The 15568-nt window shown below is 41.7% G+C and carries 12 protein-coding genes and 3 pseudogenes; 8 read left to right on the forward strand and 7 right to left on the reverse strand.

From position 1 onward, the window contains the following. Positions 1-157: pseudogene (locus tag XEN7305_RS11460) on the forward strand (IS982 family transposase); the annotation flags it as partial. 122 nt (positions 158-279) lie between these two features. On the opposite strand, the pseudogene XEN7305_RS11465 reads toward XEN7305_RS11460, so the two are convergent. Then, a pseudogene (locus XEN7305_RS11465) lies at positions 280-444 on the reverse strand (transposase); the annotation flags it as partial. Between the two features lie 301 nt (positions 445-745). Between XEN7305_RS11465 and XEN7305_RS11470 the strand changes: the two are divergent. The 5 genes and pseudogenes from XEN7305_RS11470 to XEN7305_RS11490 all read left to right on the forward strand — a co-directional run bounded on the left by XEN7305_RS11470 (position 746) and on the right by XEN7305_RS11490 (position 5721). Further along, entirely contained in the window at positions 746-1102 is a 357-nt protein-coding gene (locus XEN7305_RS11470) for a hypothetical protein (RefSeq protein WP_006509587.1), read from the forward strand. Positions 1103-1195: 93 nt separating this feature from the next. Continuing rightward, the gene (locus XEN7305_RS11475) at positions 1196-3448 is read left to right on the forward strand and encodes a peptidase domain-containing ABC transporter (protein WP_006509588.1); all 2253 of its coding nucleotides are present in this window, start codon (positions 1196-1198) and stop codon (positions 3446-3448) included. 104 nt (positions 3449-3552) lie between these two features. After that, positions 3553-5052: an HlyD family efflux transporter periplasmic adaptor subunit gene (locus XEN7305_RS11480; RefSeq protein ID WP_006509589.1), complete on the forward strand. Its 1500-nt coding sequence runs from the start codon at positions 3553-3555 to the stop codon at positions 5050-5052. 95 nt (positions 5053-5147) lie between these two features. Continuing rightward, a pseudogene (locus XEN7305_RS11485) lies at positions 5148-5425 on the forward strand (type II toxin-antitoxin system RelE/ParE family toxin). Beyond that, entirely contained in the window at positions 5425-5721 is a 297-nt protein-coding gene (locus XEN7305_RS11490; protein ID WP_006509591.1) for a HigA family addiction module antitoxin, read from the forward strand. The pseudogene XEN7305_RS11485 and the gene XEN7305_RS11490 overlap by 1 nt, the downstream one beginning before the upstream one ends. Before the next feature lie 268 nt (positions 5722-5989). Here XEN7305_RS11490 and XEN7305_RS11495 read toward each other — a convergent pair whose 3' ends face one another. Then, complete coding sequence (locus tag XEN7305_RS11495) at positions 5990-7222, reverse strand: TetR/AcrR family transcriptional regulator (RefSeq protein WP_006509592.1); 1233 nt, start codon at positions 7220-7222, stop codon at positions 5990-5992. 208 nt (positions 7223-7430) lie between these two features. On the opposite strand from XEN7305_RS11495, the gene XEN7305_RS11500 reads away from it, so the two are divergent. Next, positions 7431-8267, forward strand: coding sequence for a fatty acid desaturase (locus XEN7305_RS11500; RefSeq protein ID WP_006509593.1), 837 nt, complete (start codon positions 7431-7433; stop codon positions 8265-8267). 182 nt (positions 8268-8449) lie between these two features. After that, positions 8450-8647, forward strand: a complete 198-nt coding sequence (locus XEN7305_RS11505; RefSeq protein ID WP_006509594.1) for a hypothetical protein — start codon at positions 8450-8452, stop codon at positions 8645-8647. Between the two features lie 354 nt (positions 8648-9001). On the opposite strand, the gene XEN7305_RS11515 is transcribed toward XEN7305_RS11505, so the two are convergent. The 5 genes from XEN7305_RS11515 to XEN7305_RS11535 all read right to left on the reverse strand — a co-directional run bounded on the left by XEN7305_RS11515 (position 9002) and on the right by XEN7305_RS11535 (position 15546). Continuing rightward, on the reverse strand, positions 9002-11065 hold the full coding sequence (locus XEN7305_RS11515; protein WP_040897556.1) for an AMP-binding protein: 2064 nt from the start codon (positions 11063-11065) through the stop codon (positions 9002-9004). 26 nt (positions 11066-11091) lie between these two features. After that, a complete protein-coding gene (kbl, locus tag XEN7305_RS11520; protein ID WP_006509597.1) occupies positions 11092-12279 on the reverse strand; it encodes a glycine C-acetyltransferase in 1188 nt (395 codons plus the stop codon). A gap of 107 nt (positions 12280-12386) precedes the next feature. Then, complete coding sequence (locus XEN7305_RS11525) at positions 12387-13412, reverse strand: NAD-dependent epimerase/dehydratase family protein (protein ID WP_006509598.1); 1026 nt, start codon at positions 13410-13412, stop codon at positions 12387-12389. A 35-nt stretch (positions 13413-13447) separates the two neighbouring features. After that, positions 13448-14371, reverse strand: a complete 924-nt coding sequence (locus XEN7305_RS11530) for a hypothetical protein (RefSeq protein WP_006509599.1) — start codon at positions 14369-14371, stop codon at positions 13448-13450. Then, positions 14368-15546 (reverse strand): homogentisate 1,2-dioxygenase, encoded by a 1179-nt coding sequence (locus XEN7305_RS11535; RefSeq protein ID WP_006509600.1) that lies wholly within the window; start codon positions 15544-15546, stop codon positions 14368-14370. Before XEN7305_RS11535 ends, XEN7305_RS11530 begins: the two co-directional genes overlap by 4 nt. Between the last annotated feature and the right edge of the window lie 22 nt (positions 15547-15568).

Here is a 15568-nt window from a genome sequence, read left to right on the forward strand (position 1 = left end):
AAATATTTCTCAAATAGAGCATTCAAGACACAGGAGTATCTGGAATTTTCTGGTGAATCTTCTGGCTGGATTAGTAGCTTACTCTTATTTCCCGCAGAAACCTTCTCTTGATCTAGAGCCCAAAGCTTTATCGGCTCTCCCTCCTACTGTTTTTTAACCCTGATTCAGCAGCTAGAAGATAGAGCCTAATCCATTTTAAATCTCATGACGCACAAAGCGCCAAGCTTTGCTGAGCGCAATTTATTTTTTAGCGATCGCGTATGGTCTTGGTTTCATCTTGTCGAACTCAGGTTGAGAAATATAACCGCGGTCGCCAAATAACTTCCCGAAAATTCCCTCAGTCATCTCTGGCACTGGCTTTCGGTCATCTACGTTCCCAGGAGTGAGTTTCAAGGCTAGCAATTCTCCTCTGTCGTTGATAATCAGATGAAGCTTGAATCCATATAAAGTGAGTGATCGCAATTTAGGAAGAATCATCTGCTAAATTGTGATCACTTTTTGCATCTATTTTGCATATATAAGTTGAGGTTATGACCTGGGTTTTTTTTTGAGCCAAACTGCGAAAAAACGAAACTAAAAAAATTTATCTAGATAGATGCATAAACAGCAAAGCTAGGTCCTAATAACTAAAAAAGCAAGAGTAAAAAGGTTATCTTTAATGTTTTATGCTATCGCTTTGATGATTTGCAAGCTTTCTCAAAGCTTGTTTTCAAGAAATTTAAATTTATAAACAAAGAGAAAAATCATGTCTAATAACAATAAAATTTTCGCAAACACTTCTGGTAATCAAAACCTTTTCATTGAGTTAAATGATGCCAAAGCCGAAACAGTTAGTGGTGGCTATGAAGTGTTCACTATCAGAAATAACACAAATTACAATGTTGGATACACAGTGGATGGTACATCATGGACACACCAACCAGGGGAAGAATGGGTATGGACTGCCTACAGTGGAGGAACCATTGAATTTGATCTAGATGGTCGCTCAGACACAGAAAGTTACCAAACATATAATCTAGCCAATGGAGGAATCTATGAATTCCAAGATAACAATACAACCTTGGGCAATCCATACGATATTGAACTTTATGACATAGGTTAATCAGCAAATTCCAACTCTACAGTTTTTATATAGAAACTATAGAGTTACCCAAAAGCCTCAACCCCTTTTCATACCTTATATTTAACTCTCAAGATGAAATACCAAACTGTTTTACAACATTCTGAAGAAGACTGCGGAGCAGCCTGTATCGCTACGATTGCCAAACATCACGGACGCATTTTTGCTATCAGCCGAGTTCGGGAGTTTGTTGGTACAGGTGCTAGAGGGACGACATTATTAGGATTGAACAGAGGGGCTGAGGCTCTAGGATTTAATGCCCGTCAAGTTAAAGCAACATCTGAATTGCTCGATCACCTTAGTGAAGCACCTTTACCCGCGATCATCCATTGGAAAGGATATCATTGGGTCGTTTTATACGGGAAGAAAAGAAAAAAATATGTCATTGCTGACCCAGCCGTGGGAATTCGCTATCTAACTCGTAGAGAATTAGTTGCTGGTTGGGGAAACGGAATTATGTTGCTCCTAACACCAGATGACAGTCGTTTTTATGAGCAAGAAAACGATAAGGTTGGTGGTTTTGGTCGCTATATTCAGCGAGTTTGGCCCTACCGTCATATTTTAGCCTTAGCTATTGTGATTAATTTCGCGATTGGTCTGCTTTCTCTAGCATCTCCCTTGATGATGCAATTACTAACCGATGATGTCTTAGTTAGAGGAGACACCCAATTACTAACCACTGTCGCTATTGGTGTCATTGCCATGAATCTGTTTAGAAGTGGCGTTAGTTTAGTCCAGTCCCATCTGATTGGTCATTTTGGTCAAAAATTACAATTGGGACTGATCCTCGAATACGGTCGCAAACTGCTACATTTACCATTATCCTATTTCGAGGGACGACGCAGTGGCGAAGTAGTCAGTCGGATTGCCGATGTCAATTCTATCAATACCCTAGTTTCCCAAATAGTTTTAGGCTTACCCAGTCAATTCTTTATTGCGGTAATTTCTTTAGGGTTAATGATTTTCTATAGTTGGAAACTTACTTTGGCTTCGATTGGGGCTTTTGTTCTGGTTACTGTGGTCAATCTACTATTTCTACCAGCACTACGCCGCAAAACTCGCAGCCTGATCGTTTCAGGTACCGAAAATCAAGGATTTTTGGTAGAAACCTTTCGAGGAGTTCAGGTACTAAAGACTACTCAAGCAACCCCTCAAGCTTGGCAAGAATATCAAGGCAATTATGGTCGCCTAGCTAATTTAGGTTGGCAAAGGATGAAGTTAGGATTATATGGCAGCACTATCACAGGTATCTTATCAACTTTTATTTCGATTGCCGTATTATGGTTAGGAAGTTATCTAGTCATTGATGGCAAGTTAACGATTGGTCAATTAATCGCTTATAACGGCATGAGTGGTAATTTTATCGGCTTCTTGGGAGCAGCAATCGGTTTAGCTGATGAATTTATTACCGCCCAAGTAGTTATTCAACGTTTAACGGAAGTAATTGATGCGACTCCCGAGGACGAAAAAGATTTTCAAAAGCCTTGGGTTCAAATACCTGGCGAGACAGATATTACTTGTTCTGAGCTTAATTTTCATCATGCCGGGAGAGTGAACCTGCTGCAAAATTTCTCAGTCACCATTCCTGGAGGTAAAGTGACAGCATTGATTGGTCAATCTGGTTGTGGGAAAAGTACTTTAGCCAAACTGCTTGCCGGTTTATATTCTTCTCAATCGGGCAATATTCGCTACGACGTTTATAATCAGCAGGATCTCTCTTTAGAATGTCTTCGTCAACAGGTAGTCTTAGTACCTCAAGAACCCCATTTTTGGAGTCGCTCAATTCTAGAAAATTTCCGCTTTAGCTATCCCGACGTTACCTTTGAGCAGATTGTTCAAGCTTGTCAGATAGCAGGTGCTGACGAATTTATCAGCGCTCTACCCGATAAATATCAAACCGTACTCGGAGAATTTGGTGCCAATCTCTCTGGTGGACAAAAACAAAGATTAGCCATCGCTAGAGCAATTGTTACTAACCCACCAATTCTGATTTTAGATGAATCTACTGGTGCTCTCGATCCCGTAAGTGAAGCCCAAGTCTTAACTCAATTGCTAGAGACGCGACAGGGAAAAACCACGATTCTGATTAGTCATCGTCCGAAAGTGATTCAGCGAGCCGATTGGATTATTATGCTCGAAAAAGGTCAACTCAAAATTCAGGGAACTCCTCAAGATTTAAGTTCCCAAGCTGGAGCTCATTTAGACTTTCTCGATAATATTGTCTCATTAAGTACAAGTAATAGTTGGTTCACCCAATCTTCTAGCTGTTCTTCTCAGATTAATTCTTCAACTAATAGTCACAGAAAGACAGCTGATTTCAAAAATTGACAATGAACAATGGACAATTACCTCTTATTGAAAGAAGAGATCAGTCTTAATTCTACAGTTTAACCACATAACATTAGTTTCATAAATCATTTCTTACTATAAAAATGTTAAGTAACTCCAACCCCAGCTTTTTACCTCCAGTTAACGACAATGAATTCTTACCACCGATTGGTCGTTGGATAATTTTTGGGGGAATATTTATTCTTACAACTGTCGGACTAGCATTTCCTTTGGCTTCTGTCGCTAAATACAAAGAAACCGTTAAAGCACAAGCTAGTCTCCGCCCTGCAGGAAAATTGCGAATTGTCCAAGCTGCTACCGAAGGGCAAATCCTCGATATTCTTGTTAAAGAGAACCAAACAGTCAAACAAGGAGATTTGATCGCCACAATTGAGGATTCTCGTCTGCAAACAAAAAAAAATCAACTGGAAAATAATCTCCGCCAAGCACAGGAGCAATTAGTCCAAACTAATGCTCAGATTACAGCTCTCAATAGTCAGATTCAAGCCGAAGAAAATCTTATTCAGCGTGCTATTACCTCAGCAAAAATTGAACTAGAACGCCGTCGCCGTGAACATCAAGATAAACAAATTACAACCACTGCTGAAGTAGAAGAAGCTTTAGCTGAAGTCAAAATGGCTAATAGAGATCTACAAAAAGCTAAGGCAGAACTCGAATCAACTCAAGCTAAATTAAGATCACTACAAGCCTCTTATTTATCAGCACAATCTAGATATGAACGTTATCAAACCGTTGCCGATCAAGGAGCTTTGTCATTAGATCAATTAGAAGAAGCAAAACTAGAAGTTCAACAGCAAAGTGAGGCAATAGCAGCCCAAGAAGCTACTATTGTGATGCAAGAAGAGACCATTAAACAACACCAAGAAAATGTTGTAGCAGCTAGAGCAAGATTGAAACGAGTTCAAGCTTATTTAGATCCTAGCAGAGCCGAAATTGCGATCGCAGAATCGAATATTGCTCAAGAACAAGCCAGTGGTCAAGCAACTCTGGCGACTTTAAACAAAGAACGAGAAGTCTTAATTCAGCAGCGCATTGAAATCAATAAACAATTAGAAAATGATCGCCAAGAATTACAACAATTAGACAGTGAACTTGCTCAGACTAAAATCAAAGCTACAGTTGACGGCATTATTTCGCAACTTTCGCTCCGCAATTCTAGCCAAACAGTACATTTAGGAGAGAAAATAGCCCAAATTGTCCCGAGTAATGCTTCTTTGGAAGTTAAAGCCCAAGTCTCACCTAAAGATATTGGAAAATTAGCCAATGGTCAAGATGTACAAATGCGAGTATCAGCTTGTCCCTATCCTGATTACGGAACTCTTAAAGGTCAAGTTCAAGCGATTTCTTCTGATGTGATCCTTCCTAACACCAATGGTGCATTAGCCCCAACTAATGGAACTATAGATGGGGCACAGGGAGCTTTCTATGAAGTTACTATTGAGCCAGAAAATCTAGTTTTGGGGCAAGATGATAACCAATGTACTCTTCATTTGGGTATGGAAGGTCGAGCCGATATTATTACTAGAGAAGAAACTGTAATGAATTTTCTCCTGAGAAAAGCCAGAATAATTACAGATTTTTAAATAATTAGTACTAAAGGTTCTAAAAGCAAGGATAAACAGTTTGATGTGTGTTGCGTATCAACTTATAATATATTTATTGCCCAACTCTTTGATACATGATTAAAAGCATTAAGCATAAAGGCTTAAGCAAATTTCATAAAACTGGAAATACATCAGGAATACAATCTAAGCATGACAAACGGCTGCGATTACAGCTAACTATTCTAGAATCAGCAGTCCGCAAAGATGATCTCAATCGCCCAGGATTTAATCTGCATCAATTGAAAGGACAATCTAAAGATCGTTTGCAAAATCAGTATCTGGCAACTGGCGATTAACATTTGAGTTTCGGAATGGAGATGTATATGTACTTGATTATGAGGATTATCATTAATGGAAATGTTTAACCCCATGCATCCTGGAGAAGTAATAAAAGAGCTATATATAAATGAATCTGGGATGAGCCTGAGAGCAGTTGCCGAAGCATTAGGAGTCTCAGCTCCAACTTTTTCGCGTTTAGTCGCAGGCAAAAGCTCAGTTAGTGTGGAAATGGCATGTAGGTTAGAAAGAGTATTAGGTGGTTCCGCCGAATCTTGGCTACAAATGCAGATTAACCATGACATGTGGCACACTAGACAAAGCGATCGCTATCAGGAAATCAGCAAACTAAAAAAGTTAGAGCTTGCTTGAAAATGGAGAAGCGATCTACCATAAAACATAAAAAGCGATCACTTTTGAATTTACGATGCATTATAAGGTGAGATTGCACAGTACTTTTCTTAGCTCTATCTCTTAGCGCCTCGCTTTGTCGAGACCGCGTAGTTCCTCGCCTTATGCGATCGCATTTTTCGATGCGTTGTCAATTGCGAAGCGCGAAGCGCGACTACCGAAGGTCTCGCAATTAAAGATGGATAGTTTTGACCAATTACCAGGATTGAGATTGCTTTCTTTCGGCAGTTTACGATGATTTTGATTTTTTTTGGTCGAGAAGACCTGCTTGTTCTATTGCTAGTTTTTCTCTTGCTCTTTGTGCATAGGGTTGTAATTCCTCGACTGCTAGACCGCTCAATATCCCTAAATCCTCTAACTTGATTCCTTTCATGAGCATTTCCACACACCAAGTCTGTCTAGCTTGCTCTATTGTCGGGGTTTGACCATTAGGAAGAACAAATCCCTCGGTTAAAACTTGCCATGAAGCCAATAGTTCCTGCTCTGACATAGATTTTTCCTCCTGAGTGATAAACATTTCCGGCTGGTTATCTTTACGGCTTTTAAGCCACTGAGTTGCAGGATTACTACTAGAAGAACCATAACGAAATCCCATAATCCATTTATTGAGAAGCACTTGCCTTTTAGTATCTGAATCAATTTGCAAAAGATGTTGATTATGTTCAGTGATTAAATGCGATCGCTTTAGATTAACAATTTCTTTTACCGATAAACCTGCGCCAAACAACAGATAAGCCAAAGCATAATCCTGTCGCCCTAGTTTTTTAGCTCTTTGAAGAATATCTCGCACTAAATTGGCAGGGAGATCGACAACTTGATCTAGAACAATTTTCTTTCTAGGAATCGCATTTGTTTCCATAGGCGGCTCAATAGCACCGTGCAAAAATAACTCCACCAAGCTTTCTAAAAAATCATCTTGTCCTTCCCAGAGTTCGTCTCCTTCACTGGTTGATTTAATAATGAAATAACCTAATAAAAGACTATTTAGGAAACTGGCTAATTTTTCTGTGGGAAAACGACTTTGCCATCCGACCCCAGCTATTACCTCAGCTAAATGTTTGGCAACATGATTATTAGCTTGAGTCAATCCCTGCCCCAATGCCAGACGATTTTCTAAAGGATATTGACCTGCTTCCCCGACCACAGAGCGTACTAATTTAGGAACACGATCTAAAGCTTGTAAACTTATCTCGGCATAATCTTTTAAAGCCTGAGAGACACTAACTTTTGGGTCTGCCTGTTCTAGTAGAGCTTGTCCCAATTTGGCAAATACCGCAGAATCTTCCATTACTGCTAAAAGTAAGCCGTGTTTATTGCCAAAATGACGAAATAAAGTAACCTCATTTACTTGAGCCCGCTCGGCAACTGCCTTAGTTGTTGTTTCGGTGACTCCTCTTTCGGCAAATAAATCCAGAGCGGCTTTAATTAGACGTGTTTTAGTTGATTTTTTGGGTAAAGGCATAAATTACAATGTAAGTAGCACTTGCATAAGCTATAAATACTTGCTACACTGTTAAATGTAAGTAGCACTTGCATATTTCCGTTAGATTATAACTGACTTATCAAAAACTTGGCAGACTAAGAGGTCAGCTGAAGGCAGATAGAGAGAGGTAGATGGAAAACCCACAAACCCGTAGAGGTTAAATAAAAGTATTTTTAAGGACGAAATAATGACACAGCAATTAACTGCCACTGAGGGAAAGCCAGTTCTTACCCTATCACGTACAAATGTGGCTTGGTTCGCAGCTATTCACGCCTTAGCACTCTTAGCCCCTTGGTTCTTTTCTTGGTCAGCTTTGGGTGTGATGATCTTACTCCACTGGTTATTTGGGAGTATTGGGATCTGCTTGGGATATCATCGACTTTTAACTCATCGCAGTTTCCAAGTCCCGCAATGGCTAGAATATATTCTGGCAACTATTGGATCTCTAGCTCTTCAAGGAGGACCAATCTTTTGGGTCTCAGGTCATCGCCTGCACCATGCTCATACTGAAGATGAAGAGCAAGATCCCTATTCTGCTAGGCGAGGATTTTGGTGGAGCCATATGCTTTGGCTATGTTACCCAAGGGAGCCATTTTTTGACTACGAATCCTATAAAAAGTTTGCTCCAGATTTAGATCGACATCCTTATTATCGTTGGTTGAACCGTAACTTTATACTGCTACAGGTTTTGTTGGGGTTACTATTATATGGTCTAGGTGGCTGGTCTTTTGTCATCTATGGTATTTTCCTCAGAGCAGTCTTACTATGGCACAGTACTTGGTTAATTAATTCTGCTACTCATCGCTGGGGATATCGGAACTTTCCAGCTGAAGATGGTTCTCGCAATCTTTGGTGGGCAGCTATTTTAACCTATGGAGAGGGGTGGCACAACAATCATCACGCCCATCCCCGTGTGGCTAAGGCAGGACAGCGATGGTGGGAGATTGATGTAACTTGGTGGGCAATCCAAATACTCCAGCTCTTGGGTTTAGCCAAGAAGATTGTCATGGCAAAAGAGAAGTAAATGTCGCTTGATCAAGCCCCGAAGGGGCTACTCTCCCTAATCCTTTGCGTGTAGCGCATTTGACTTTTTCTTGTTCCTCACCCTTTAAACTTTAAAATATTGTTATTTCCTCTCAAAAAGTATTATTTGTTACAGAATTTATGATATATTAATGGTAAAGAGATGCGTTGGAGGAATATAATATGTCTATCAAAACACAAGCTCGTTCCTTAATGATGCGCCATCATCAATCGGTTGTGAACCGTGAGAAATCAATGTTGATGCGCACTTCCGCTGAAATCGGTGTTAATGTCGATTCCCAATATCACAACCAAATCCAAGGTAAAACTCCCAATGATTTTAGTGATGTCTATGACCGTAGTCGCGCTGCTATGAGTTAACTTCAAGACCATTCAGTAAGTTGGGCAGGAAATGGGTCAAACGAAGGCAGAAGGAGGAAGGCGATTTACCTTTTAACTTGACTTGATTTTGGCAAGTTCAGCTCATTTTCTGACTCAGAGCTTTTTATGTTGCTGTGTCTAAGACTTCCTAACCAACTATGTAGCTTGTCGATGATAGATAATTGTTCTTCTTCTGGTCTCTGTTTACAAGCCTCATTGGGAGACCAAAAGTGATCATTAAAGTCGTAATAGCCCATTTTTTTGCCTCTAACTTTTATAAAAGTTGCTTGGGCACTTCTCACATCAAAAAATTCATAACTCCTTATTGATTATTAGCTTTTCTCAGGTATTAATTCATCGGTCATCTGGCTGAAGTTTACGTTTTAAATACTGATCACGCAGCACTCGGCGCATGACTTTATTAGAAGCGGTGCGCGGCAATCCTTCAACGATCGCAAGGTCACTAATCTTAAACAAAGGATTGAGATGTTGTTTAATTGCCATTTGCAGAGAATTCATCAACAAAGCTTTATCTACTTGAACATTCGGCTTGACGACTAGGTAGATGACAAGTTGTTTAGGCCCTCCTTGAGACGGGGAAACAGCGATCGCAGCAGTTTCCTGGACTCCGGCAACAGTATTGAGTACCTGTTCAATTTCAACCGAACTCACCTTGATACCATTCAAGTTCATGGTGTCGTCAGTACGACCATGAGCGCGGTAGTAGGAGTTAGGAAGATGTTCAATCTGATCACCATGACGGCGCAGTGGGAGAGATGGGAGCATAGAGGGAGTATTAGCGAAATATACCTCGTGATGATCTTTATTTAACAATTCAGTAGAAAGTCCGATCGCCGGAGGAATGATAAACGCTTCCCCTTTATTTGCAGCATGACCATTTTCGTCAACAATAACTAAATCTAGACCCAAAGCAGGAGTCGTAAAGGTTGCAGGAGCACAAGGTTGTACTAATGTTCCAGTCAGATATCCCCCACCAATTTCAGTTCCGCCACAGTATTCAATAATAGGTTTATATCCAGCTAAGGACATGAGAAAAAGCATCTCCTGGGGCGCAGAACATTCTCCTGTAGAACTGAATGCTTTAATCCCACTCCAATCTAATCCTTGCATACAGGAAGTTGTTTTCCATGTATTGACTAAACTAGGCACAACGCCCAACATGGTAACTTGTGCATCTTGAACAAACTGACCAAATGCTCTTCCTGTTGGTGCTCCGTAGTATAACGCTATAGTTGCTCTGTTGATCAGACTAGCATAGATTAACCAAGGCCCCATCATCCAGCCCAGGTTTGTCGGCCATGCAATAATCTCTCTAGGATGAATATCATGATGGAGATGGCCATCTATTGCACATTTAAGAGGAGTGGTCTGAGTCCAAGGGATTGCCTTCGGTTCTCCTGTGGTGCCCGAAGAGAACAGAATATTAGTATGGGCCTCAGGCCCGGTAACCACAGCCTCGAACTGCTCAAGGGGACTGAGAAACTCAGCCCAAGGTAAATCTTGATTACGAAGTTTAACTGTTAGATAACAATCATTAGGCAGCACAATCGCCTGAGGTGCAGCAGCATCGACAACCTTGCTATACAAAGGCAGGTTTTTACCAGCACGCAGGATATAGTCTTGGGTAAAGATTGCTTTTGCTCTAGATAACTGGAGACGGATGGCAATTTCTTCGGCAGCTAAACTATCGGCGATCGATACCACCACGCAACCAGCTTTAATAATACCTAAGTAAATAGCTACAGATTCAGCAGTCATCGGCATCGCGATCTCAATGGAGTCTCCAGGAGTCAACCCAACATCCCGTAAACCATTGGCAACTCGATTAGTTAAATCCTCAAGTTCACCATAGGTGAGATGGCATAAGGGGCCTCCTTCCCTTTGCCAGATAATCGCAGAATCATTTTTCGGAGCTTGAAAACAACTGGCAACAATATTAAGTTTGGCCCCAACCAACCATTGAGGGGATTCGATTCCCTGGTCAAGATCAAGAATATGCCTGTATTTCTGATGCAAATAAATATTCAGTCGTTGAATCATGATCTCCCAAAACTCAGCCCGATTTTGTAACGACCAGCAATGAAGTTCTAGGTAAGAAGAGATTTCTAGCTCTTTCATCAAAGCAGAGATATTAGTTGTCTTAATCTGTTCCGCAGCAGGAAGCCAAACTGGCGGCTCGCCTTGGCTAAAATCCCAGTCAGCAAAGACAGTCTGATAAAGAAATTCATCTAAAGCAAAGGGATACTGAGGTTTCAGAACTTTTTTGGTCAAACACTGCCAACAATCCACAGGCGAGAGGGAAGCCAGGCACTGATTAATCAGGGGTAGCATTGCCATGGCGTTTGCTCTTTCTACCCCGCAGGTAACTAACTGTTCGAGTGATAATTGTTTTGCCATTGTCATATTCTTCCCATACTCCTAATTTAGATAACTCGATACTTTTGGCCGACCCGGGCAAAGGCATCAATGCACTGGTCTAGATGTTCGTGAGTATGAGCGGCGGAAATCTGAATACGTATCCGAGCTTGTCCTAGAGGCACTATGGGATAACTAAAACCGATCGCATAGATCCCCTCAGCTAATAAATCCCTAGCCATATCTTGAGCTAATTGCGCGTCATAGAGCATAATTGGCACGATGGGATGAATCCCAGGTTTAATTTTGAAGCCATGAGCGCTCATGTTTTGGCGAAAATAACGCGTATTTTCCAGCAGATTATCTCGTAACTCTCTAGTTTTGTTTAACAAGTCCAAAACTTTTAAACTCGTATAAACCACAACTGGTGCGACAGAGTTGGAAAATAAATAGGGTCGCGATCGCTGTCTCAATAAATCAATAATCTCTTGGCGTCCACTCGTAAAACCGCCGGTGGCCCCTCCCAGAGCTTTCCCTAGGGTGCTGGTAATAATATCAACTCGTCCCCTTACCCCGCAATGCTCGATAGAACCGCCCCCTGTCGCCCCCAAAATACCAGTGCCATGACTATCATCTACCATTACTAAGGCATCGTAGCGATCAGCAAGAGCGCATATTTGACTCAATTGGGCAATCTCACCATCCATACTAAAAACACCATCTGTCGCGATCAGACGAAGCTTAGCTGATTGGGTTTTTTGCAATGCCTGCTCTAATTCATCTAGGTCATTGTGAGCAAAACGATATCTTTGAGCTTTACATAGGCGAATACCATCAATGATGCTGGCATGGTTGAGGGCATCACTCAATACGACAGAGTCGGCATCGAGCAAGGTTTCAAATAATCCGCCATTCGCATCGAAACAGGAACTATATAAAATGGTGTCTTCCGTCCCCAGAAATGCGGAAATTTTTGCTTCTAATTCCTTATGAATAGTTTGGGTACCGCAAATAAAACGCACTGAAGACAGGCCAAAACCATATTTACTCAAACCTTCTTGGGCAGCGGCAATTACTTCGGGGTGATTTGCTAGCCCTAAATAGTTATTAGCACAGAAATTGAGGACTTCTTGACCCTCTTGAATTGCGATCGCGGCATTTTGGGGAGACATCAAAATCCGTTCCTCTTTGTACAATCCAGACTGGCGTATCTTATCGAGAGTAGATTGCAAAACATTGGTGGCTGTGGCAAACATAAGTTAAATCTCCAACAATAATTGGGAGCGATATGGTACTACAAAAAATAGTTAGGGTATGTAGACTTTGGGGAAAGGGAACGGGGAACAGGAAACAAAAAAACGTCCTAACAAAAATGCGTAGTACTATACATCATTTTTGTGGGGGCGCTTTGCGCCAAGACCTTAGGATATTTGTCATCAAAACTTTTGAATTGAGGATCTAAAAGATGAGCAAACATATCAGCGACAATGGCAGGTAAGTCGTAGCTAGGTTGCCAGCCCCAATCATTACGGGCTTTAGTATCATCGATGACCGTAGGCCAAGAATCAGCGATCGCCTGACGAAAATCAGGTTGATAGTAACAAGTAAAATTAGGAAGATGCTTTTGAATTTCCGCTACCAGTTCCGCGACGGAGAAGCTAATTGCCGCCAGATTGTAGCTGGAGCGAACTGAAATTAAGGCGGGATCTGCCTCCATGAGCTTCAGAATTGCTTTGATCGTATCAGGCATATACATCATGGGCAGACGAGTTTCAGGGCGTAGAAAACAAACATAGCTATTGTTCTTAATCGCTTCGGTAAATATTTCCACCGCAAAATCCGTCGTCCCGCCTCCAGGAGGGGCATTGTAACTAATAATGCCTGGTAAACGAAGGCTTCGAACATCAACACCAAACCGATGAGCATAATATTGACAGAGCAATTCCCCCGTTGCCTTAGTAATCCCATAGATGGTGGAGGGTTCTTTAATTGTCGTTTGAGGTGTCTTAATTTTGGGAGTGTTCGCGCCAAATACTGCGATCGAACTAGGCCAGAAAACTTTTATTTGGTAAGATTTAGCTGCTTCTAAGACATTTCTGAGTCCCTCCAGATTCACCTTCCAGCAGTCATCAGGATGACTCTCTCCCTGGGCAGAGAGAATTCCTGCTAAATGATAGATAGTGCCGACCTGATAGTGTTCGATGACTTCCTCAAGGCGTTTATTGTCAGTAACATCTAGTACTTGATAAGGGATTGGTTGCTCGCCTATATCTGAAATTTTCCGACGACCAGTCTCAATGACTTGATTCACTCCAGATCGTTGGCGCAAAGCTATTACCAGATCGCTGCCAACTTGACCTCTAGCACCAGTTACTAAAATTTTTTTCATAATCTACACCCACTGCTACGACAAATCTTGTTCTTTCATCTAGACAATTGCTGTTGAAGATCTTTATACAAACCATCCCAGAAAACAGCGATCGCATTGAGGATTAGTCTGCCACCTTGGAAAAATTTTGTACGATTAAAATTGGCTTGAAAATAAGCAGTTTCTAGCTCCTCTAAAGTATGACCTGCATGTTGGGCTTCAACGCGATTATGCCAGGTAAAAAAGGCTAAGAGTAACTGAGGATGTCTGGTTTGTTTAATTCTGAATAAGCCGTCTTCTAGTTCTTGCCAAAAGCCAGCGGCTGCCCAGTTTTCGACGGCAAAACTTGCTCCCTGGGCAATTTGTGAGTCATCACTACCATAAAGACGAATCAATTCATCGCAGAAATGCAAGGTTGTTAGGGTGCCATGTCGGCGTTTACCAATATCGGCAAAACTGAATCCTAGCCCTATGGCTACTTGCAATAGCCATTCAAAATGTGCAGCCTGAAAACGACAAATACCACCGTCTACTGTACCCTCGGTACTTACTAGTTCGGGATCACCTTCGCGGTCTTTTTCCGACTCGGTTAACATAGAGCGACCGCTGATTGATTGTTGGGGATTGCGATAGATTACACCTAGTTCGTTGAGCAAAATTTCCCGACTAGATCTCGATTGTTCCAGAGTAGGAGAATTGATTGTTTTTAGTAAAGCTGCGATCAAAAACTGATTGGAAAAAACCGAAAATTGTCGGATAAAATGTCGCAATTGGACATCTGTTGCTTGACCCAGGCTAAACCATTGAGTGTAGCGATTATTGGTGATAATGCGATGGTGTAATAAGTCGCGCTCAACTTCAGCAAGAAAGGATTGAAATTCTTTTACCTGCTTGGTTGTCAATTCACCTCGATCCAGACGGTTTGTGATCCGCGAAGAAATGTTTAGGTTATTTTTGGTTGGAGTTTGCATAGTCATCATAAAGTTACTCCTGAAGTTAAATTCGTCCAGCTAGAAGAATAGTCTTGGTCTTCCCATTGACTAGCTTGGGTGGTTAGTTGTAAAGGTCGAAAGCTATCAATCATCACTGCTAACTCCTCGGTTCGCTCTTTGCCAATTGAGCCTTCATACATTCCTGGATGGGGGCCATGGGGTATGCCATTAGGATGGACAGTTATTGATGTGGACTCTATGCCTTTGCGAGACATAAAATTCCCCTCGACATAGTAGATAACCTCATCGGAATCAAGATTGGAATGATTATAAGGAGCAGGAATAGCTTGGGGATGATAATCAAACAAACGTGGCACAAAGGAACACAGCACAAAACCAGAACCCGCAAAGGTTTGATGTACGGTCGGTGGCTGGTGAACTCGACCGGTAATTGGTTCGAAGTCCGCAATATTCAGCGCAAAAGGCCAAAGATATCCATCCCAACCAACAATGTCTAAAGGATGATGGTTGTAGAAGTAACAAGTTATGCCATTGCGAGCTTTAACGCGTACTTCAAATTCTCCTGATTCATCATGGGTGATTAACTGTTCTGGGGGACGAAGATCACGCTCACAATAGGGAGCAGATTCGAGAAACTGTCCGTATTGATTGAGATAGCGTTGAGGCGTTTCGATATGTCCCCAAGCTTCTATCACCAACATGCGCTGTGCTATATCTGCATCAGGAATAATGCGCCATAAAACCCCTGTGGGAATTACTAAATAATCTCCTGGCCTGTAGTGTAAGATGCCGTACTGACTCTCGACAATCCCACTGCCATGGTGCATAAAAATAATTTCATCCCCATGGGCAAAACGATACCAATAGCTCATCGCTTCCGTCGGTCGAGCTACAGAAATCTGGAGATCAGCATTGCCTATCAATAATACTCTGCTCGCGATCGCATCTCCCCCCTTTTGGATATTTTTCGTTCGCAGATGACGAGGACGCAAAGCTGTCGATTCTTCATAGGCGATTGCCACTGGCGGCTTCCAGACAATCTTTTGGATTTGGGTCGGAGGATGCAAGTGATAAAGCAGGGACTGCAAACCAGAGAAACCGTGAGTCCCGATGAGTTCTTCGTGATACAAAGACTCATCTGGCTGACGAAATTGAGTGTGACGTTTATGAGGAATTTTGCCTAGTTGATAGTAATAAGTCATGATTGCTTCCTCTGCTGGGCGT

It is taken from the genome of Xenococcus sp. PCC 7305, assembly GCF_000332055.1.
In the GTDB taxonomy this organism is placed as follows: Bacteria; Cyanobacteriota; Cyanobacteriia; order Cyanobacteriales; family Xenococcaceae; genus Xenococcus.